Raw genomic sequence first — 19,580 nt, forward strand, 5'->3', positions numbered from 1 at the left:
CGAGGTGCGGTGCCGGGCGGCCGGGCCCGGCAAGATCCGAAACAGCCGGCCTAGGACCGGGCCGCGAACGTCAGCCGGAACAGCGCGCCTCCGCCCGGGGCGGCCTCGGCCACCAGCTCCGCCTCGTGCGCCCGCGCGATCTGCCGGGCCATCGCCAGCCCGAGCCCCGACCCGGGCAGCGCCCGCGCCGCCCCCGCCCGGTAGAACCGGTCGAAGACGTAGGGCAGATCCGCCTCCGCGATCCCCGGCCCGTGATCCCTTACGGTCACCTCCGCGCGGCCGTCCCCCCGAACGGCCAGCGCCACCTCCACCTCCGCTCCCGCCGGGCTGAACTTCGCCGCGTTGTCCAGCAGGTTCCCCAGCAGCCGGCTGAGCCGCGCCGGCACCCCGGGAACCACCACCTCCCCCTCCTCCCGGGACGGGGACGGCGACGGCGCCCGCACCCGGAAGGCCACCCCCGGCCAGTGCGCCCGCGCGGCCCCCGCGCAGTACTCCACCAGCGGAGCCAGCCGCACCTGTTCCACCAGCAGCTGCGGCTCCTCGTCGCGGGCCAGCTCGATCAGGTCGTTGACCAGCCCCGTCACCTCCCGCAACTGCCGCCCGAGCGCCAGCGAGGCCCGCTCCCGCTGCTCCGCCGTCAGCCGGTCCCCCCGCGCGAGCAGCTCCGCGTTCGTCCGCAGCGCGGTCAGCGGGGTCCGCAGCTCGTGCGAGGCGTCCGCGACGAGCCTGCGCTGCGCGGTGACGGACTGTTCCAGTTCCCCGAGCATGGTGTTGAAGCTCCCGGCGAGCCGGGTGACCTCGTCCTCGCGGCCCCGCCCCGGAGGCGGCAGTTCGATCCGGTGCCTCGGGTCCCGGGTGGCGGCGATCCGCTCGGCGGTGGCGGTGAGCCGGGTGACCGGCGCCAGACCCGTGCGCGCGACCCAGTAGCCGAGCACCGCGGCCAGCAGCACCCCCGCGGCGGCGACGACGGCGAGCCCGCGGGCGGCCCGGTCGATGCCGGTCTCCACCGAGTCGGAGCGTACGGCGACCTGGAGGGCCCGGTCCTTGAGGAAGTCGGTGGTGAGCATCCGCGCGGGATGCCCCTCGACGACGATGTCCGTGTAGAAGGGGGCCCGCTCCCGCAGGGCCACGAGCCGGGTGGCCGGGGCCACGGGCATCCGGTACGCGCCCTCCCCGCCCCCCGGGTCCTTCCGCGGGTCGGGCGGGACGATCTGGACGCAGGCGGGCGCGGCCAGGTACCGGCAGTCCCAGGCGGCGGTCCCGGGCGGGGAGTCGCCGTACTGCTTCGCGGCGAGCCGGGCGGCCTGGGTGAGGCTCAGGTCGAGCTGCTGGTAGAGCGCGGCCCGCCCCTCCAGGAACGCGGCGGTGCACACGCCGAGGGCCACGAAGGCCACCGCCGCCGTGACGGCCAGCGCCAGCCGGGTCCGCAGCGGCCGCCTGCGCCGCCACCGCGCCCCGAGCCCCCGCCGGCTCACGCGGCGTCCAGCCGGTAGCCGACCCCGTGCACGGTGTGCACCAGCCGGGGCTCGCCCCCGGCCTCCAGCTTCCGCCGCAGGTAACCGACGTAGACGGCCAGGGAGTTCGAGTCCGGCCCGAAGTCGCGGCCCCACACCAGCTCCAGGACGAGCTCGCGCGGCAGCACCTGCCCGGGGTGGCGCAGGAGCAGTTCGAGCAGCGCCGACTCGGTGCGGCTGAACTCCAGCGGCCGCTCGCCGCGCCGGCCGCTGCGGGTGGCGGGGTCCAGGACGAGGTCCCCGTACGCGAGCACGGGCGCTCCCCCGGCCGGATCGTCGGGGGCGGCCCGCCGCAGGAGGGCGCGTACCCGGGCCACGAGCTCGTCGAGCGCGAACGGTTTGACCAGGTAGTCGTCGGCGCCCGCCTCCAGCCCGTCGACCCGGTCGCTCACCGCGTCCAGGGCCGTGAGGACGAGGACGGGCGTACGGTCGCCCACCGCGCGCAGCTGCCGGCACACGGCGAGCCCGTCCAGCACCGGCATCATCACGTCGAGGACCACCGCGTCCGGCTGCCAGAGCGCCACCTCGGACAGCGCGCCCAGCCCGTCCGCCGCTCCGCGCACCTCGTACCCCTCGACGGCGAGGCCGTCCTCGACGGCGGCCCGCACCTCGGGCTCGTCGTCCACCACCAGAATCCGCTGCATGTGGCAAAGCCTCCCAAATGCTCCGGGAGAACCTCTTAGAACCTTCTTAGGGCGCACCGGAAGGCTTGCGTCCATGACCTCCTCACCCTCACGCTCCGCCTCGCCCCGGTCCTCGTACCGGCCGCTGTCCGTCGTGATCGGCGCGGGCGGCACCGGCGGCCACATCTATCCCGGCCTCGCCCTGGCGGAGGCGCTGCGCGCCGCCGTCCCCGACGCCGTGGTCTCCTTCATCGGCACCGAACGCGGCCTGGAGACCGAGCTGATCCCGGCCGCCGGCTACCGCCTGCACACCGTGGACATGATCCCCTTCGACCCGGCGCTGGGTGCCAAGCGCTACCTCCTTCCGGCGGCTCTGCTGCGCTCGGCCGGGCAGGCGCGGGCCGTGATCCGGGCGCAGGGCGCGCAGGTGGCCGTCGGCATGGGCGGCTATCCGAGCGCGCCCGCCGTGCTCGGGGCCCGGCTGGCCGGGCTGCCGGCGGTCATCCACGAGTCCAACGCGGTACCGGGCCGGGCCAACCAGTTCGCGGCCCGCCTCACCCCGCACATGGCGGTGGCCTTCGACCGCAGCCGGGAACACCTGGCCGGCGGTGCGCGGGCGCTGACCACCGGAATGCCCATCTCCGCGGCGCTGTCGGGACTCGCCGAACTGTCCCGCCCCGAGCGGGCGGCCTTGCGCGCCGAGGCCCGGCGGGAGCTCGGGGTGCCGGACGGTCGGCGGCTGGTGGTGTTCAACGGCGGCAGCCTGGGCGCCGTACGCCTGACCTCGGCCGCGGCCGGGCTGGCCGCCGCCTGGCAGGCGCACGAGGACGTACAGCTGCTGATCAAGACGGGTCCGGCGGCGCTCGCGGACACCGTGGCCGGGCTGTCCGCCTCGGGCGGGAGGCGGATCGCACGGGCCGTGCCCTACCTGGACCGGATGGACCTGGTCTACGCCGCCGCCGACCTGGTGGTGTGCCGGGCGGGCTCGGCCACGGTGGCGGAGCTCGCGGCCACCGGGGTCCCCGCGGTGCTGGTCCCCTACCCGTACGCCCCGGGCGACCACCAGACCCACAACGCCCGGGTGCTGTCCGACGCGGGCGCCGGCCTGCTGCTGGCGGACGCCGAGGCGACGGCCGGCCGCCTCGCGGAGCTGCTCGCCCCGCTGCTGGCCGACCCGGCGCGGCTCGCGGCGATGGCCGGCGCGGCCGACCCGGGCCCGCACGCACGGGCCGCCGAACTGCTGGCCTCGCAGGTCCTGCGGGTCGCCGGCTTCCCCTCCTTCTCCCCCACTCCCCTGGAGCTCGTATGACCACGCCCGCCCCCACCCCTGCGCCCGCCCCCGCCCCTGCGCTCACTCACGCCGACAGGACCGACTGGACCGGCCGGACCGTCCTCGTCACGGGCGCAGAGGGCTTCATCGGCTCCACCCTCGTCGACCTGCTGGTCGCGCGGGGCGCGAAGGTGCGCGCCTTCGTGCACTACAAGCCGTACGCGGAGAAGGGCCACCTGGCCCGCTACCTGGCCGACCCGGGCGGTCCGGTGGAGATGTGGGCCGGCGACGTCCGCGACGCGGGCCGGGTCAGCGACGCGGTGGCCGGCTGCGACACGGTCTTCCACCTGGCGGCGCTGATCGGGATCCCGTACAGCTACGCCTCGCCCGGCGCGTACGTCCAGACCAACGTCACCGGTACGGAGAACATGGCCGAGGCCTGCCGCCGCCACGGCGTGCGCCGCCTCGTCCACACCTCCACCAGCGAGGTCTACGGGACGGCCCTGACGGCCCCGATCTCCGAGAGCCACCCGCTCCAGCCGCAGTCCCCGTACTCCGCTTCGAAGATCGGCGCCGACATGATGGCGTTGTCCTTCCACCACGCGTTCGAACTGCCGGTGACGGTGGTCCGGCCGTTCAACACCTACGGCCCGCGCCAGTCGGCCCGCGCGGTCATCCCCACCATCCTCGCCCAGCTCCACTCGGGCGCCCGGGAGGTCCGCCTGGGCTCCCTGACCCCGACCCGGGACTTCACCTACGTGACCGACACCGCGGCCGGCTTCCTCGCGGTCGCGGAGTGCGACCGGGCCCTGGGCCAGGTGGTCAACCTCGGCACCGGAGAGGAGATCTCCATCGGCGACCTGGCCACGGCCCTGATCACGGCCTCGGGACGGGACGCGGAGGTGGTCGTCGACCCGGCACGGCTGCGCCCCTCGGGCAGCGAGGTCCAGCGCCTGCTGTCGGACAACGCCCGGGCCCGCGACTGGGCCGGCTGGAAGCCCGAGGTCTCCCTCCAGGAGGGCCTGACCCGCACCTCGGAGTGGATAGCCGCCCACCTCCACCTCTTCGCCCCCGACCGCTACCAGGTCTGAGGCGGGTCCCGGTAGCCGGGACCCGCGGCCACCGGGGTCAGGCGGCGGCGTTCGACCCCTGGACGGCCCTGACCCCCTGCAGCGCGGTCAGCTTGCGCACGAAGAGGATGGCCATGACGGCGGCCGCGGCAGTGGTCAGATCCGAGACCGCGCGGAGGGCGAAGGCATCGAGCAACTCCTCGTCCGTCCCGGCCGGGTGCCGGAACGCGACGAAGAACTTGAGAACCCAGCTGAAGGCGAACACCACCCACCAGGCGGTCACCGGGGCGCCCGAGGCCGGGCGGAAGGAGCCGTCGGGTGCGTTCTGGGCGCTGGCTTCCCAGGTCTCCCGCGCCACCCGGTACGGGACCACGAAATTCGCGATCGGGACGAACCATCCGCCGATGGCCCAGCCGGCGGACTGGCTGAAGCCGTCGGGGCGGAACACTTGGCCGTTGAGGCGGACCCGGTGGAACCAGATGAGGAAGACCACCAGCAGGGCCAGGCCGAGGAGCTTCTGCCCGGAAATGATCAGGCCCTGGAGAGAGTCGACCAGGTCGAGGTCGCCCCGCTCCAGGCTCGCGGGATCGGCGATCACCTCCGTCATCAGCTGACGGGCGTGGTAGTCGACCGTCCCGGAGAAGAGAGCGAGCGCGGCTGCGAGGGACAGCAGCACGGTCAGCGCCGTCGCCAGGCTCTGCGGGGAACGGAGCTCCCCGACAGGCTGCGGCAAGGGTGTCGCGGACAACTGGGACATGACGAAGGACCCCCCACGGGAACGTACGGCGCGGAAACGGGCCACCGGACGGGCGCCCCGAGCCGACCGAAGATATGCCATGCCCATGCCCACCGTCTACATCACTCGGTTGCGCGGGCGAACCAGTGAACGCCGGCGCCGCCCACCGCCCTCCCCGGGCTACGGACTGCGCAGACTGCGGACGTCCAGATGCCGCAGCACCCGGTCGACGATCTCCGGATCGGCGCCCGGCTCGCTGCGCGCGGCCAGCACCTCGTGCCGGGCGGCGGACATCATCTCCCGCTGGATGCGCTGCACGTCGCGGATCCGCTCCACCCGCTTCGCGTACGCCTCGCGCCGCTCCTCGTCGACCATGTCGGGGCTGATCCTGGCGCCGACGTCGTACGCCCTGCGGTAGAGGATCTCCACCAGGTCCTCGGGCAGGTCCTCCACCTCCTCGATCTCCTTCAGCCGCCGCTTCGCCGCCTTGGCGGCGCGGATCGCCAGCGCGCGGGCGACCTCCGCCTCCGCGTCCGAGTCGGCCTCCACGCCGAGCCGGCGGACCAGCCACGGCAGGGTCAGCCCCTGGAGCACGAGGGTGGTCATGATCACGGCGAAGGCGATGAAGACGATCTCCTGCCGGGCCGGGAAGGGCTCCCCCGCGTCCGTCTCGAAGGGAATGGCGAGTGCCAGCGCAACGGAGGCCACGCCCCGCATGCCCGCCCACCACATGACCACGGACTCCCGCCAGCTCAGCGGGATCTCCTCGTCGTAGTCGCGCCGCGAGTGGAGCCGTTTCGCGAGCCAGCCGGCCGGCAACAGCCACACCAGCCGTACCCCGACCACCACCGCGACCACGACCGCCGCCCACCCGGCCATCTCCCAGGCCCGGCCGCTGGCCGCCCCGAACACGTGGTGCAGCTCCAGCCCGATCAGCCCGAAGGCGACACCGGTGACCAGCATGTCGACGACCTCCCAGAACGTGTGCCCGGCGAGCCGGCCCAGCACGTCGTCGGCGTCGGTCGCGTACTCGGCGAGGAACAGCGCCGTGGTCAGCACGGCCAGCACCCCGGAGCCCCGGAACTCCTCTGCCAGCACGTACGCCACGAACGGCACGAGCAGCGTCAGCCCGATCTGGAGCGTGGCATCGCCGAGCCGCCCCATGAGCCGGTTGGCGGCCCAGCCGAGCCCGAGCCCCACCGCGACGGCCACGACGGCCGACAGCACGAACTCGCCCAGCGCCTCCGGCCACGAGAAGGTGCCGCTGACGGCGGCGGCGATGGCCACGTGGTAGAGCACGATGGCGGTGACGTCGTTGAAGAGCCCCTCGCCCTCCAGGATCGACACCATGCGCCGGGGCAGCCCGAGCGATCCGGCCACGGCGGTGGCGGCGACGGGGTCGGGCGGGGCGACGAGCGCGCCGAGCGCGACGGCCGCGGCGATCGAGAGCCCCGGAACCAGGGCGTGCGCGGTGAAGGCGACGGCCGCGGTGGTGACGAAGACGAGGGCGACGGCCAGCAGCAGGATGGGCCGCACATTGGCGGCGAACTGCCGCCAGGAGGTCCGCTGCACGGAGGCGTAGAGCAGCGGGGGCAGCACCAGCGGCAGGATGTACTCGGGCGGGATGTCGACATTGGGCACCACGGGCACCAGGGCGAGCACCACCCCGCCGAGCGTCATCAACACCGGCGAGGGCAACCCCAACCGGTCCCCGAGCGGCACCGTCACCACGGCCCCGAGCAACAGCACGAACAACAGCAGGAGCTGATCCACTCCCACACACTGCCAGCCCGCCGCGCTTGCCGACGCGGACCGGGGCGCGTGTCGGGCTCTGCCGGATCCAGCGAAATCCAGCCTCGCCGGCGTTTGAGGCGCGGGGTCTGGGGCGCAGCCCCAGGGGGTCCGGGGCGGAGCCCCGGGGAACGGTGGAAGGGCGGGTAGGGGACGGCTCCGCAGGGCCCCACACCCCCGGCCGGGCTACGGCAGAGCGCGCCGCATCGCCCGGTGCGGAATCCCCGCGTCCTCGAACTCCGGCCCGTAGGCCACGTAACCGAGCCGCTCGTAGAACCCCAGCGCATGCGTCTGCGCCCCGAGGTCGACGTACGACAGCCCCAGCCGGCCCGCCTGGGCCTCGATGGCCCGGACCAACAGGACCCCCACCCCAAGCCCGCGCGCGGACTTGGAGACGGCCAGCCGCCCGAGCGAGCCGACCTCCGGGGAGCCCGTCTTGCCCAGGGCCCGCGGCCCGTACAGCAGCCGGCCGGTGCCCAGCGGCACCCCGTCCGGCCCCTCGGCCAGCACGTGCACCGCGATCTCGTCGTACGCGTCGTACTCGATCGACTCGGGCACCGACTGCTCGACCACGAAGACCTCGGTCCGCACCGCGAAGCAGGCCTTCAGATCCGCCTCGGTGGCGGCGACCCGCACGGCGACACCGCCGCCGACGCCACCGCCACCGACGGCGGTCACTCGCTCTCCTTGCGGATCACGTCCAGCGCGTTCTGCAGGTCCGCCGGGTACGTGCTCGCGAACTCGACCCACTGCCCGTCCGACGGGTGCTCGAACCCGAGCCGCACCGCGTGCAGCCACTGCCGGGTGAGCCCGAGGCGCTTCGCGACGGTCGGGTCGGCGCCGTAGGTCAGGTCGCCGACGCAGGGGTGCTTGTGGGCGGCCATGTGCACGCGGATCTGGTGCGTGCGCCCGGTCTCCAGCTTGATGTCCAGCAGCGAGGCGGCGCGGAAGGCCTCGATCAGGTCGTAGTGCGTGACGGAGGGCTTGCCCTCCTGGGTCACGGCCCACTTGTAGTCGGCGCTGGGGTGCCGGCCGATCGGCGCGTCGATCGTGCCGCTCATCGGGTCCGGGTGGCCCTGCACCAGCGCGTGGTAGCGCTTGTCGACGACCCGCTCGCGGAACTGGTTCTTCAGCGAGGTGTACGCGCGCTCCGACTTCGCGACGGCCATCAGGCCGGACGTGCCGACGTCGAGCCGGTGCACGATGCCCTGGCGCTCGGAGGCGCCGGAGGTGGAGATGCGGTAGCCGGCGGCGGCGAGGCCGCCGATCACGGTGGTTCCGGTCCAGCCGGGGCTGGGGTGGGCGGCGACGCCGACCGGCTTCATGATGACGACGATGTCGTCGTCGTCATGGACGATCTCCATGCCGGGGACGGGCTCGGCCACGAGCTCGACCTTCCGGGGCGGCTCGGGCATCTCGACTTCGAGCCAGGCGCCACCGTGCACACGCTCGGACTTCCCGACGACACTGCCGTCGACCAGCACCTTTCCCGCGGCCGCGAGTTCGGCCGCCTTCGTCCGGGAAAAACCGAACATACGGGCGATAGCGGCGTCGACGCGCTCGCCCTCGAGGCCATCGGGTACGGGCAGGGTGCGGATCTCGGGAATCGTACTCACCTGTCGAGTATGCAGGACTCGACAGAAGACCATTCCCGCGATCAGCCCTCGGACCCCTTTGCCGGCTCAGTCCTTGTGGACGGTGCCGTCCGGGTCCAGGCCCTTGAAGGACAGCAGGACGATCAGGATCCCGCCGCACACGATCGCCGAGTCCGCGAGGTTGAAGACGGCGAAGTGGGCGGGTGCGATGAAGTCGACGACCGCCCCGCGGAAGACGCCCGGCGAGCGGAAGATGCGGTCGGTCAGGTTGCCCAGCGCCCCGCCCAGCAGCAGGCCCAGCGCGATCGCCCAGGGGAGGCTGTACAGCTTCCGCGCGAGCCGCACGATCACCACGATGACGGTGGCGGCGATGCAGGTGAAGATGATCGTGAAGGCCTCGCCGAAGCCGAAGGCGGCGCCCGGGTTGCGGATCGCGTCGAACTTCAGCAGGTCTCCGATGACCTGGATCGACGGCTGGTGCTCCAGCTTCGCGACGACCAGCATCTTGCTGCCCAGATCGACGAGGTAGGCGATCAGCGCCACGACGAGCAGCGCGACGATCCGCCGCTGCCCCTTGGGCGCCGCGGGTTCGGGCTGGGCGCCGTCTTCCCCGACCTCCGGCGTACCGATGATGCGCTCCGCCTCTGCCACGTGAGTCCCTCGAACTAGCTCGAACCAGGTTGTTGGACGGCACCGCGCCGGCCGACCCGCCAGGTTCCTGGACCCTGACGGACACGAGAGTACGTCAGGGCACCCTCCGGCCGCCGCCCCGGCCGGACCTCGAACGGAGCCCGCCGGCGCCGGCCCGGGGCCCTCCGGCGCCTACCAGGCGCCCTCAGGGGCCCTCCGACGCCCTCGGGGGCCCGCCAGGCCCCGGCTCAGCCCCCGCTCAGTGCCGCCGCTCCTGCTTCTGCTTGCAGTCCACGCACAGCGTGGCCCGCGGGAAGGCCTGCATCCGCGCCTTGCCGATGGGCTGGCCGCAGTTCTCGCAGAGGCCGTACGTGCCCGCCTCCAGCCGTTCCAGCGCGCGCTCGGTCTGCTCCAGCATCGAGTTGGCGTTCGCGGCGAGGGCCAGCTCGGACTCCCGGGTGATGTTCTTGGTCCCGGTGTCGGCCTGGTCGTCGCCCGCGCCGTCGCCGGAATCCCGCATCAGCCCGGAAATGGCCGCGTCGGAGGCCTGGAGCTCGGCGCGCAGCCGCAGCACCTCGCTCTCCAGCTCGGCCCGCGCCTCGGCGACCTCCGCCGGGGTCCAGGGGTCCTCGCCGGGCCGTACGGCGAGCTCGCCGGGCGCCAGGCCCGCCGTGCCCCGCGCCTTGGGCAGCCCGCTGGTCGCGGCCGTGGCCGTCTTCCTGGCCGTGCCGGTGCTCTTCTTGGCAACCACTTTCCGGGCTCCCGTCTCGTGCGCGGCCTGCGCCGCCCCCTCGGCCCCGGCCGTCTTGGCCGTGGCCTTCTTCGCGGCGGTCTTCTTGACCGCAGCCTTCTTGACCGCAGCCTTCTCGACGGCGGCCGTCTCCTCGGCGGGCGCCTCCCCGGCTGCCGCCTTCTTCGTGGCCGCCTTCTTCGTGGCCGCCGCCTTCTTGCCGGCGGCGGCGCCTTCCACCGATCCGGCCTCCGGATCCGGGGCCGCCACCTCCGTCACCGACTCCTGCGCCGGCTTCTCCGCAGCCTTCCCGACAGCCTTCTTGGCAGTACTCCCGGCGGTCTTCTTCGCCACCATGGCCGCGGCCCCTTCACATACTGTGATCATTGCTCGCGAATCGTGCCGGAACGATAAATCGACTCCGGCCCCGCGGCAACGGGGCACGCGTCCATCGAGGTCAACCTGCATCCGTTGTGCCCAGCGGGGAGCCCGGTAATCCGCCCCACCCGCCCCACCGCACCCCGGAGCGGCCCGTCGGCCCATTCGGGTCAATCCGAGCCCGGCCCGAGCCCGGTCCGAGCGCCGGCCCGAGCCCGGGTCCGAACCCCGGTCCGAGCCCCGCCCGGACCCCCGCGCCACGCCCCGTAAACCGGTCTGCCGACCCGCCCCCCGGCCCGTACACTGGGCCCAGCGAGAAGCATGGATGGGGACGAGTAGCGTCGGACGCAGCCAGGAGCGACCCGGGGACGGTGAGAGCCCGGGGGCGAGCGCGATGCGAAGGATCACCCCGGAGCCGCCGGAAGAAAGCCCCACGGGACTCCCGTAGGGCGAGTAGAACCGGCTTCGCACCCCAATGAGGGGGCCCGCGGACCACAGGTCCGCAGGCCAAGGAGGGTGGTACCGCGGGAGCAGTCCCTGATCTTCAGGGCATGGCTCTCGTCCCTCCGGACGGAAGTGACACCCCGCCGGAGGAAGAGTTCAGCCTCATGACCACACCGCCGCAGTACCGCCCGGTACCCGCCCAGGTCGACCTGCCTGCCCTCGAGCACGCGGTCCTCGACTTCTGGCGCGAGAGCAAGACCTTCGCCAAGACCCTGGAGCAGTCCGAGGGACGCCCCGAGTGGGTCTTCTACGAGGGCCCGCCCACCGCGAACGGCATGCCCGGCGCGCACCACATCGAGGCCCGCGTCTTCAAGGACGTCTTCCCCCGCTTCCGCACCATGCGCGGCTACCACGTGGCCCGCAAGGCCGGCTGGGACTGCCACGGCCTGCCCGTCGAGCTCGCCGTCGAGAAGGAACTGGGCTTCAACGGCAAGAAGGACATCGAGGCGTACGGCATCGCCGAGTTCAACGCCAAGTGCCGCGAGTCGGTGACCCGCCACACCGACGCCTTCACCGACCTCACGAACCGCATGGGCTACTGGGTCGACCTGGACGACGCCTACCGCACCATGGACCCCGAGTACGTCGAGTCCGTGTGGTGGTCGCTGAAGGAGATCTTCAACAAGGGCCTGCTCACCCAGGACCACCGCGTCGCCCCCTGGTGTCCCCGCTGCGGCACCGGCCTCTCGGACCACGAGCTGGCCCAGGGCTACGAGACGGTCGTCGACCCCTCGGTCTACGTCCGCTTCCCGCTGACCTCCGGCCCCCTCGCGGGCGAGGCGGCGCTGGTCGTCTGGACGACCACCCCCTGGACCCTGGTCTCCAACACCGCGGTGGCCGCGCACCCGGACGTCACCTACGTCGTGGCGACGAACGGCGAAGAGAAGCTGGTCGTCGCCCAGCCGCTGCTGGAGAAGTCCCTCGGCGAGGGCTGGGAGGCCACCGGCGAGTCCTTCACGGGCAAGGAGATGGAGCGCTGGACCTACCAGCGCCCCTTCGACCTGGTCGAGTTCCCCGCCCCCGCCCACTACATCGTGAACGCCGAGTACGTCACGACCGAGGACGGCACCGGTCTGGTCCACCAGTCCCCCGCCTTCGGCGCCGACGACCTCGCGGTCTGCCGCGCGTACGGCCTGCCCGTCGTGAACCCGGTCCGCCCCGACGGCACCTTCGAGGAGGAGGTCCCGCTGGTCGGCGGGGTCTTCTTCAAGAAGGCCGACGAGAAGCTGACCGCCGACCTCGACGCGCGCGGCCTGCTCTTCAAGCACATCGCCTACGAGCACAGCTACCCGCACTGCTGGCGCTGCCACACCGCCCTGCTCTACTACGCGCAGCCGTCCTGGTACGTCCGCACCACCGCCGTCAAGGACGCGATGCTGCGGGAGAACGAGAAGACCAACTGGTTCCCGGACTCCGTCAAGCAGGGCCGCTTCGGCGACTGGCTGAACAACAACATCGACTGGGCGCTGTCCCGCAACCGCTACTGGGGCACCCCGCTGCCCATCTGGCGCTGCGAGGAGAACCACCTCACCTGCGTCGGCTCCCTCGCGGAGCTGAGCGACCTGACGGGCACGGACCAGTCGAACCTGGACCCGCACCGCCCGTACATCGACGAGGTCACCTTCCCCTGCACGGCCGAGGGCTGCGAGCTCACCTCGGTGCGCGTGCCGGAGGTCATCGACGCCTGGTACGACTCGGGTTCGATGCCGTTCGCGCAGTGGGGCTACCCGCACAAGAACAAGGAGATCTTCGAGAAGCGCTACCCGGCGCAGTTCATCTCGGAGGCCATCGACCAGACCCGCGGGTGGTTCTACACCCTGATGGCGGTCGGCACCCTCGTCTTCGACAAGTCCTCCTACGAGAACGTGGTCTGCCTAGGCCACATCCTCGCCGAGGACGGCCGCAAGATGTCCAAGCACCTGGGCAACACCCTCGAGCCGATCCAGCTGATGGACACTCACGGTGCGGACGCCGTGCGCTGGTTCATGGCGGCCGGCGGCTCCCCGTGGGCGGCGCGCCGCGTCGGCCACGGCACGATCCAGGAGGTCGTCCGCAAGACGCTCCTCACCTACTGGAACACGGTCGCCTTCCAGGCCCTGTACGCCCGCACCTCGAACTGGGCCCCGTCGGCCTCCGACCCGGCGCCGGCGGACCGCACGGTCCTCGACCGCTGGCTGCTCTCGGAGCTCCACACCCTCACCACCGAGGTCACGGAGGCGATGGAGTCCTACGACACCCAGCGCGCCGGCAAGCTCCTCTCGTCCTTCGTGGACGACCTCTCCAACTGGTACGTCCGCCGCTCGCGGCGCCGCTTCTGGCAGGGCGACGCGGCCGCGCTGCGCACGCTGCACGAGGTCGTGGAGACGGTCACCCGCCTCCTCGCCCCCCTCACTCCCTTCATCACGGAGCGGGTCTGGCAGGACATGGTCGTCCCGGTCACCCCGGACGCCCCGGAGTCGGTGCACCTGACCACGTGGCCGGTCCCGGACGCCTCGGCGATCGACCCGGAGCTGTCCCGGCAGATGCAGCTGGTACGCCGCCTCGTGGAGCTGGGCCGCGCGACGCGGGCCGAGTCGGGCGTGAAGACCCGTCAGCCGCTGTCCCGCGCGCTGGTCGCCGTATCGGGCTTCGAGACCCTCTCCCCCGAGCTTCACTCCCAGATCACGGAGGAGCTGAACGTCTCCTCGCTGGCCTCCCTCTCGGAGGTCGGCGGCTCCCTGGTCGACACCACGGCCAAGGCGAACTTCCGCGCGCTCGGCAAGCGCTTCGGCAAGGGCGTGCAGGACGTGGCGAAGGCGGTGGCCGCGGCCGACGCGGCGGCGCTGTCCCTGGCCCTGCGGTCCGGCTCCGCCGAGATCGAGGTGGACGGCTCGCCCGTCACCCTCACCCCGGAGGAGGTCATCATCACGGAGACCCCGCGCGAGGGCTGGTCGGTGGCGTCCGACTCCGGCGCGACGGTCGCCCTGGACCTGGAGATCACCCCGGAGCTCCGTCTGGCAGGCCTGGCGCGTGACGCGATCCGGCTGATCCAGGAGGCCCGGAAGAACTCCGGCCTCGACGTCGCGGACCGCATCGCCCTGCGCTGGTCCACGTCGGACCCGGAGCTGGTGACGGCCCTGACGGACCACGCTGCGCTGATCGCGGACGAGGTCCTGGCCACGGACTACGCTTCCGGCGAGGCGGACGCCACGTACGGCGACCCCTTCGAGGACGAGCCCCTGGGCCTGACCTTCCGCCTCCGCAAGGCGTAGCCCCCTCTGCCTGTGGCCCGGCCCCCTCCTGAGGGGGCCGGGCCACAGCTGTTTCCTGTCCCCTACCCGCCCTTCCACCGTTCCCCGGGCTCCGCCCGGGCCCGCGGCGATCACGTGCAGGCCGACGCCGGCCAAATCCAGCCCCGCCGGCGTGTGAGGCGCGGGGTCTGGGGCGGAGCCCCAGGGAACGGGCGAAGGGCGGGTAGGGGACCTCGCCCCGCGCAGCGGCACCCGCACCCGCCCACCCGGGCCCGGGTACGGAAACGGGCCGGGCCCGGTGCCCCCGAAGGGGAACCGGGCCCGGCCCGAACCGTCTGCCGACGGCTACCGCTTAGTTGTCGTCCTCGTCGATCAGGAAGCCCCGCATGGGAGACGGCGCCTGCTGCATCGGCTGCGGACCAGCCGGCCGCACCGGAGCCATCGGCTGCGTCATCGCCGGGGACATCTGCTGCTGGCCGCCACCGTAGGAGGGGGCCATCGGGGACGGACCGCCCATCGGCGACGGGCCACCCATGGACGGACCGCCCATGGAGTGCATCGCACCGGCCGGAGCCATCGACGGGGTCGGCGACGGCGGCAGCGCGGGACCGGCGGGGTTCCGCGGCGGAGCCAGCGAGTCGTCGGCCTGGGTCTCCAGCTGGCGCAGCTGCGATTCCAGGTAGGACTTCAGACGGGTGCGGTACTCGCGCTCGAAGCCCCGCAGGTCCTCGACCTTGCGCTCCAGCGTGGCGCGGGCGGACTCCAGGGAGCCCATCGCGACGCGGTGCTTCTCCTGCGCGTCCCGCTCCAGCGCGTCGGCCTTGGCGCGGGCGTCCCGCTCCAGGCCCTCGGCGCGCGACCGGGCTTCGCCGACGATCTTGTTGGCCTCGGAGCGGGCCTCCGCGATCGCCTGGTCGGCGGTCTGCTGCGCGAGCGACAGGACGCGGGCGGCGCTGTCGCCACCGGGACCCTGCTGCGGAAGCTGCTGCGGCTGCTGGTGCATCTGCTGGCCCATCGGCTGCATCTGCTGCCCCATGGGCTGCATCTGCTGGCCCATCTGCTGGCCCATCTGCTGGCCGAGCGGGTTCTGGCCACCCATGGACTGCTGCTGCATGGGGTTGCCCATCGGGCCGGGACCCTGCTGGCCCATGCCCTGCTGACCCATGCCCTGCTGGCCCATCTGCTGCTGCCCACCCATGGTGTGCTGCTGCATGGGGTTGCCCATCGGGCCGGGGCCCTGCTGACCGTGCCCACCGGGGCCGGCCGGAAGCTGGGGCGGTCCACCCGGAAGCTGCGGCTGTCCCATCTGGGGCTGCTGCTGCGGGGGGCCGGATATGGCCGCGGGCACGGGGGCGCCGGGGCCACGCTGGTCCTGGGGCTCGGGCTTGCGCATGCCCTGCTGCTGGTTCTGCGCGGCGGCACGCGTGGCGGCCGCCAGCTTGGCGCGCAGGTCCTCGTTCTCGCGCAGCAGGCGCGTCAGCTCGGACTCGACCTCGTCGAGGAAGGCGTCGACCTCGTCCTCGTCATAGCCCTCTCGCAGGCGGACGGTCGTGAACTGCTTGTTCCGCACGTCCTCGGGAGTCAGCGGCATGTCTTCTTCACCTCTACGTAGTCGTCGGCAGTCGGCAGGACCGTATCGGGACTGTCCCCGCGCCTGCGGGGAAGCTCATCGTTCACACGCTTCTCGCAGCGGTGCTCACGAAACTGATGAGGATGTAAACGATGATCATCAGAACGAAGAAGGACAGGTCGAGTGCCACGCCCCCGAGACGCAACGGCGGGATGAGCCGCCGAAGGAGCTTGAGCGGTGGATCGGTGACAGTGTAGGTGGCCTCCAGAACGACCACCATCGCCTTGCCGGGTGTCCATGAACGTGCGAACTGGAACACGTAGTCCATGACCAGTCGGAAGATCAGCACGATGAGGAAGCACATCAGCGCGATGTAAACCACTTGCAGTGCTACGCCCATCCCGCGCTTCCCTCTCCCCTGCTTCCGCCCTGTACCCGGTCCCGTATCTGACGGATCGGTCTAGCTTTGGTTGAAGAACCCGCCCTCCGCGATGCGGGCCTTGTCCTCCGCCGTGACATCGACGTTAGCAGGAGACAGCAGGAACACCTTCTGTGTCACGCGTTCAATGCTGCCGTGCAAACCGAAGACGAGGCCTGCGGCGAAGTCGACCAGACGCTTCGCGTCCGTGTCGTCCATCTCCGTGAGATTCATGATCACCGGAGTGCCCTCACGGAAGTGTTCCCCGATGGTACGGGCCTCGTTGTAGGTCCGGGGGTGCAGCGTCGTGATGCGGTACGGCTCCCGCTCGGAGACGACCTTGGGCATGATCACGGGGGCGTTCTTCTCCAGATTCGAGCGGTCGGGTGTGATGGACGCCACGGGGGCGATTCGCGCAGGACGTCCGTTTTCAACCGGCATTGGGAGGGGTTCTCTTGGTGCCGGGGGCTGGGCAACTCGTACCGGTTCGTCCGATACGGGCGTTTGGTGCGAAACGGGCTGCTGTCGCCGACGCTCCCGTTCCGGTTCCGGCTCGGGCTCGAACTCGTCGTCGGGGTCGTACCCCGGGTTGTCGTACCGGTCGTCCTCCACGAGGCCGAGGTAGACCGCCATCTTGCGCATCGCGCCGGCCATTCTCTGAGTCCTCCGCTCTGTGGTGGATCGCCCTGTCGCAGGTGTCTCGCCGTGTCACGAATGTCACCAACTGCCCGCGATCCACGTGGCCTGTCCGCTCATCAGCGGAAATGACCATATTTTCTGCTGTGGTCCGACTTTCTTCGCGACGTTACCCGAGCCGGGGTCTCGCGCCGAGTACCGCAGTGCCGACGCGTACATGTGTCGCACCGGCCGCAACGGCCTGTTCAAGGTCTGCGCTCATCCCGGCGGACACCATCGTGGCAGCAGGATGGTCCGCGCGCAGGCGGGATGACAATTCCATCAGCCGCTCGAAGGCCGCTTGTTCGCGTCCCGCGTAGTGCCCGGCCAGCGGAGCGACCGTCATGAGGCCGTCCATGCGCAGCCCCGGGGCCGCCGCCACGAGGTCCGCCAACTCGGCCAGCTGCTCGGGCGCCGCGCCACCGCGGGCCCCCCGTTCGCCCGACTCGGCGTCGAGGGCGATCTGCACCAGGCAGCCCAGTTCCCGTCCGGCGCCTTCCGCGGCCGCCGAGAGGGCCGTGACGAGCTTGGGACGGTCGACGGACTGCACGAGGTGCGCGTATCCCGCCACGGAACGGACTTTGTTCGTCTGCAACTGGCCGACGAAGTGCCAGGTGAGCGGCAGATCCGCGCAGGCCTCGGCCTTGGGGGCCGCATCCTGGTCCCGGTTTTCCGCCACGTGACGGACACCCAGGTCCGCCAGCAGTCGTACGTCGCTCGCCGGGTAGGTCTTGGTGACCACGATGAGGGTCACCTCTTCCCTCTTGCGCCCGGCGGCCGCGCAGGCGGCGCCGATCCGCTCCTCCACCCGCGCAAGGTTCTCGGCGAGCTCGGACTTACGATCCGTCATTCTTCAGTCCAACCAGACATATCCGGCAAGCCGCCCGGTCATCCGGTCGCGGCGGTACGAGAAGTGGTCCCGCGACTCCAGTGTGCAGACCGGGGACCGGCCGATGTCGGCCACCCCCGCCTCCACGAGCTGCGCGTGCACCCCGGCGACCACGTCGACGGACGGTGTCCCCCAGCTCGTCTCGGCGTACGCGGCCGGCACCACCTCGGCGACCGCCGCCCGCATCTCGGCGGGAACCTCGTAGCAGCGCCCGCACACCGCCGGTCCGGTACGGGCCACCATGCGCGCGGGGTCGGCCCCGAGCGAGACCATCGCCTCGACGGCGGCGCCCACGACTCCGGCGACCAGCCCGGGCCGCCCGGCGTGGGCGGCCCCCGCGATGCCCGCGACGGGGTCGGCGAGCAGGACGGGCGTGCAGTCGGCGGTGAGGACCGCGAGGGGGAGCCCCCGGCGGGCGGTCACCACCGCGTCCACCGCCGGACTGCGCCCGATCCCATCGGCCCGATCCGGGCCCCACGGACCGTCGACCACCATCACGTCACGGCCGTGCACCTGGTTCATCCAGACCACCAGGTCCGGCGCGATGCCCAGCGCCTTCGCCGCGGCGGCCCGGTTCGCGCGAACGGCGGCCGGGTCGTCTCCGACCGCGCCGCCGAGATTGAGCTCCTCGTACGGAACGGCGCTCACCCCGCCCCACCGGTCGGTGAAGGCGAAGTGGGCGCCGCTCTCGCTGTACTGCTCCAGGGTCACTTCAAGAAGTCCGGGACGTCCAGTTCTTCGGCCGGGCTGTCCTGGTACGGCCGGGCCGTGGGGACCTGCGGGGCCGGAGCCTCGGCGACCGGGACCGGCTCGCTGCGGACCGGCTCCTCGCGCGGGGTGACCGAGCCCAGTCCGCCGAAGGCCGGGCGGACCGGCTCGGCGGCACGGACCGGAGCCGGGGCCGGCTCCTCGCGCTTGGTGGAAGCCGCGCCGATGACGTTGTCGCGGCGGGCCGGGGGCTGTCCGCCGTCGAACCCGGCCGCGATGACGGTGACCCGTACCTCGTCGCCGAGCGCGTCGTCGATGACGGCTCCGAAGATGATGTTCGCCTCGGGGTGCGCGGCCTCGCTCACCAGCTGCGCGGCCTCGTTGATCTCGAAGAGACCGAGGTCCGAGCCACCGGAGATGGAGAGCAGCACGCCGCGGGCGCCGTCGATGGACGCCTCGAGCAGCGGCGAGGAGATCGCCATCTCGGCAGCGGCCACCGCGCGGTCGTCGCCGCGGGCCGAGCCGATGCCCATCAGGGCCGAGCCCGCCTCGGACATCACGGACTTGACGTCCGCGAAGTCGAGGTTGATCAGACCCGGGGTGGTGATCAGGTCGGTGATGCCCTGGACGCCGGACAGCAGGACCTGGTCCGCCGACTTGAAGGCGTCCAGCACGCTGACCTGGCGGTCCGAGATGGACAGCAGGCGGTCGTTGGGGATGACGATGAGGGTGTCGACCTGCTCGCGGAGCTGGGCGATGCCGTCCTCGGCCTGGTTCGCGCGGCGCCGGCCCTCGAAGGTGAACGGCCGGGTGACCACACCGATCGTCAGGGCGCCCAGCGAGCGCGCGATGTTGGCGACGACGGGTGCGCCGCCCGTTCCGGTGCCGCCGCCTTCACCGGCGGTGACGAAGACCATGTCGGCCCCCTTGAGGACCTCCTCGATCTCCTCGCGGTGGTCCTCCGCGGCCTTGCGGCCGACATCGGGGTTGGCGCCTGCGCCAAGGCCCCGGGTGAGTTCGCGGCCGACGTCGAGCTTGACGTCGGCGTCGCTCATCAACAGCGCCTGGGCGTCTGTGTTGATGGCGATGAACTCGACGCCCTTGAGACCGACCTCGATCATTCGGTTGATGGCATTGACACCACCGCCGCCGACACCGATGACCTTGATGACTGCGAGGTAGTTCTGCGGTGCTGCCACGTCGAAGGCCTCTCGCCTCGAGTTACGTGTCGTTCGCCTCGCGGGCCTGC

The 19,580-nt window shown here is 72.2% G+C and carries 17 protein-coding genes; 3 read left to right on the top strand and 14 right to left on the bottom strand.

Features of this window, described 5'->3' with window-relative positions:
- Window positions 1-50: 50 nt before the first annotated feature.
- Window positions 51-1,475 (bottom strand): sensor histidine kinase, encoded by a 1,425-nt coding sequence (locus ACODT5_RS27935; RefSeq protein ID WP_422521952.1) that lies wholly within the window; start codon window positions 1,473-1,475, stop codon window positions 51-53.
- A complete protein-coding gene (locus ACODT5_RS27940; RefSeq protein ID WP_422521953.1) occupies window positions 1,472-2,158 on the bottom strand; it encodes a response regulator transcription factor in 687 nt (228 codons plus the stop codon). The genes ACODT5_RS27935 and ACODT5_RS27940 overlap by 4 nt, the downstream gene beginning before the upstream one ends.
- Window positions 2,159-2,231: 73 nt before the next feature.
- On the opposite strand from ACODT5_RS27940, the gene ACODT5_RS27945 reads away from it, so the two are divergent.
- Together ACODT5_RS27945 and ACODT5_RS27950 are read left to right on the top strand one after the other, a co-directional pair.
- Window positions 2,232-3,446, top strand: coding sequence for a UDP-N-acetylglucosamine--N-acetylmuramyl-(pentapeptide) pyrophosphoryl-undecaprenol N-acetylglucosamine transferase (locus tag ACODT5_RS27945; RefSeq protein ID WP_422521954.1), 1,215 nt, complete (start codon window positions 2,232-2,234; stop codon window positions 3,444-3,446).
- Window positions 3,443-4,498: an SDR family NAD(P)-dependent oxidoreductase gene (locus tag ACODT5_RS27950; RefSeq protein ID WP_422521955.1), complete on the top strand. Its 1,056-nt coding sequence runs from the start codon at window positions 3,443-3,445 to the stop codon at window positions 4,496-4,498. The genes ACODT5_RS27945 and ACODT5_RS27950 overlap by 4 nt, the downstream gene beginning before the upstream one ends.
- A 37-nt stretch (window positions 4,499-4,535) precedes the next feature.
- On the opposite strand, the gene ACODT5_RS27955 is transcribed toward ACODT5_RS27950, so the two are convergent.
- From ACODT5_RS27955 to ACODT5_RS27980, 6 genes are all read right to left on the bottom strand, one after another.
- Window positions 4,536-5,234: a DUF4328 domain-containing protein gene (locus ACODT5_RS27955; RefSeq protein ID WP_422521956.1), complete on the bottom strand. Its 699-nt coding sequence runs from the start codon at window positions 5,232-5,234 to the stop codon at window positions 4,536-4,538.
- A 159-nt stretch (window positions 5,235-5,393) separates the two neighbouring features.
- Window positions 5,394-6,986, bottom strand: coding sequence for a Na+/H+ antiporter (locus tag ACODT5_RS27960; protein ID WP_422521957.1), 1,593 nt, complete (start codon window positions 6,984-6,986; stop codon window positions 5,394-5,396).
- Between the two features lie 204 nt (window positions 6,987-7,190).
- Window positions 7,191-7,682 (bottom strand): GNAT family N-acetyltransferase, encoded by a 492-nt coding sequence (locus tag ACODT5_RS27965; protein WP_422521958.1) that lies wholly within the window; start codon window positions 7,680-7,682, stop codon window positions 7,191-7,193.
- Entirely contained in the window at window positions 7,679-8,620 is a 942-nt protein-coding gene (locus tag ACODT5_RS27970; protein ID WP_385371027.1) for an RluA family pseudouridine synthase, read from the bottom strand. Before ACODT5_RS27970 ends, ACODT5_RS27965 begins: the two co-directional genes overlap by 4 nt.
- Before the next feature lie 66 nt (window positions 8,621-8,686).
- Complete coding sequence (gene lspA / locus ACODT5_RS27975; RefSeq protein WP_422521959.1) at window positions 8,687-9,250, bottom strand: signal peptidase II; 564 nt, start codon at window positions 9,248-9,250, stop codon at window positions 8,687-8,689.
- A gap of 238 nt (window positions 9,251-9,488) precedes the next feature.
- Entirely contained in the window at window positions 9,489-10,316 is an 828-nt protein-coding gene (locus ACODT5_RS27980) for a TraR/DksA family transcriptional regulator (protein ID WP_422521960.1), read from the bottom strand.
- 629 nt (window positions 10,317-10,945) lie between these two features.
- Between ACODT5_RS27980 and ileS the strand changes: the two genes are divergently transcribed.
- On the top strand, window positions 10,946-14,092 hold the full coding sequence (ileS, locus tag ACODT5_RS27985) for an isoleucine--tRNA ligase (RefSeq protein ID WP_422521961.1): 3,147 nt from the start codon (window positions 10,946-10,948) through the stop codon (window positions 14,090-14,092).
- Window positions 14,093-14,423: 331 nt separating this feature from the next.
- Here the strand turns inward: ileS and ACODT5_RS27990 are convergent, their stop codons facing one another.
- From ACODT5_RS27990 to ftsZ, 6 genes are all read right to left on the bottom strand, one after another.
- A complete protein-coding gene (locus tag ACODT5_RS27990; protein WP_422521962.1) occupies window positions 14,424-15,662 on the bottom strand; it encodes a DivIVA domain-containing protein in 1,239 nt (412 codons plus the stop codon).
- An 82-nt stretch (window positions 15,663-15,744) separates the two neighbouring features.
- A complete protein-coding gene (locus ACODT5_RS27995; protein WP_112450285.1) occupies window positions 15,745-16,041 on the bottom strand; it encodes a YggT family protein in 297 nt (98 codons plus the stop codon).
- A gap of 60 nt (window positions 16,042-16,101) precedes the next feature.
- Window positions 16,102-16,713: a cell division protein SepF gene (locus tag ACODT5_RS28000; protein WP_422521963.1), complete on the bottom strand. Its 612-nt coding sequence runs from the start codon at window positions 16,711-16,713 to the stop codon at window positions 16,102-16,104.
- 151 nt (window positions 16,714-16,864) lie between these two features.
- Complete coding sequence (locus tag ACODT5_RS28005; RefSeq protein WP_422521964.1) at window positions 16,865-17,584, bottom strand: YggS family pyridoxal phosphate-dependent enzyme; 720 nt, start codon at window positions 17,582-17,584, stop codon at window positions 16,865-16,867.
- Window positions 17,585-17,587: 3 nt separating this feature from the next.
- On the bottom strand, window positions 17,588-18,334 hold the full coding sequence (pgeF, locus tag ACODT5_RS28010) for a peptidoglycan editing factor PgeF (protein ID WP_422521965.1): 747 nt from the start codon (window positions 18,332-18,334) through the stop codon (window positions 17,588-17,590).
- Complete coding sequence (gene ftsZ, locus ACODT5_RS28015) at window positions 18,331-19,530, bottom strand: cell division protein FtsZ (protein ID WP_385383890.1); 1,200 nt, start codon at window positions 19,528-19,530, stop codon at window positions 18,331-18,333. Before ftsZ ends, pgeF begins: the two co-directional genes overlap by 4 nt.
- Between the last annotated feature and the right edge of the window lie 50 nt (window positions 19,531-19,580).

This window comes from Streptomyces tatrensis (genome assembly GCF_049310065.1).
Classification (GTDB): Bacteria; Actinomycetota; Actinomycetes; order Streptomycetales; family Streptomycetaceae; genus Streptomyces.

Bases quoted from the DNA above. Each gene is read 5' to 3' on its own strand.
- ACODT5_RS27980 (WP_422521960.1), bottom strand. From the start codon at position 10,316: ATGGTGGCGAAGAAGACCGCCGGGAGTACTGCCAAGAAGGCTGTCGGG.
- ACODT5_RS28000 (WP_422521963.1), bottom strand. From the start codon at position 16,713: ATGGCCGGCGCGATGCGCAAGATGGCGGTCTACCTCGGCCTCGTGGAG.
- ileS (WP_422521961.1), top strand. From the start codon at position 10,946: ATGACCACACCGCCGCAGTACCGCCCGGTACCCGCCCAGGTCGACCTG.
- ACODT5_RS28005 (WP_422521964.1), bottom strand. From the start codon at position 17,584: ATGACGGATCGTAAGTCCGAGCTCGCCGAGAACCTTGCGCGGGTGGAG.
- ACODT5_RS27955 (WP_422521956.1), bottom strand. From the start codon at position 5,234: ATGTCCCAGTTGTCCGCGACACCCTTGCCGCAGCCTGTCGGGGAGCTC.
- ACODT5_RS27940 (WP_422521953.1), bottom strand. From the start codon at position 2,158: ATGCAGCGGATTCTGGTGGTGGACGACGAGCCCGAGGTGCGGGCCGCC.
- ACODT5_RS27945 (WP_422521954.1), top strand. From the start codon at position 2,232: ATGACCTCCTCACCCTCACGCTCCGCCTCGCCCCGGTCCTCGTACCGG.
- ACODT5_RS27990 (WP_422521962.1), bottom strand. From the start codon at position 15,662: ATGCCGCTGACTCCCGAGGACGTGCGGAACAAGCAGTTCACGACCGTC.
- ACODT5_RS27950 (WP_422521955.1), top strand. From the start codon at position 3,443: ATGACCACGCCCGCCCCCACCCCTGCGCCCGCCCCCGCCCCTGCGCTC.
- ACODT5_RS27995 (WP_112450285.1), bottom strand. From the start codon at position 16,041: ATGGGCGTAGCACTGCAAGTGGTTTACATCGCGCTGATGTGCTTCCTC.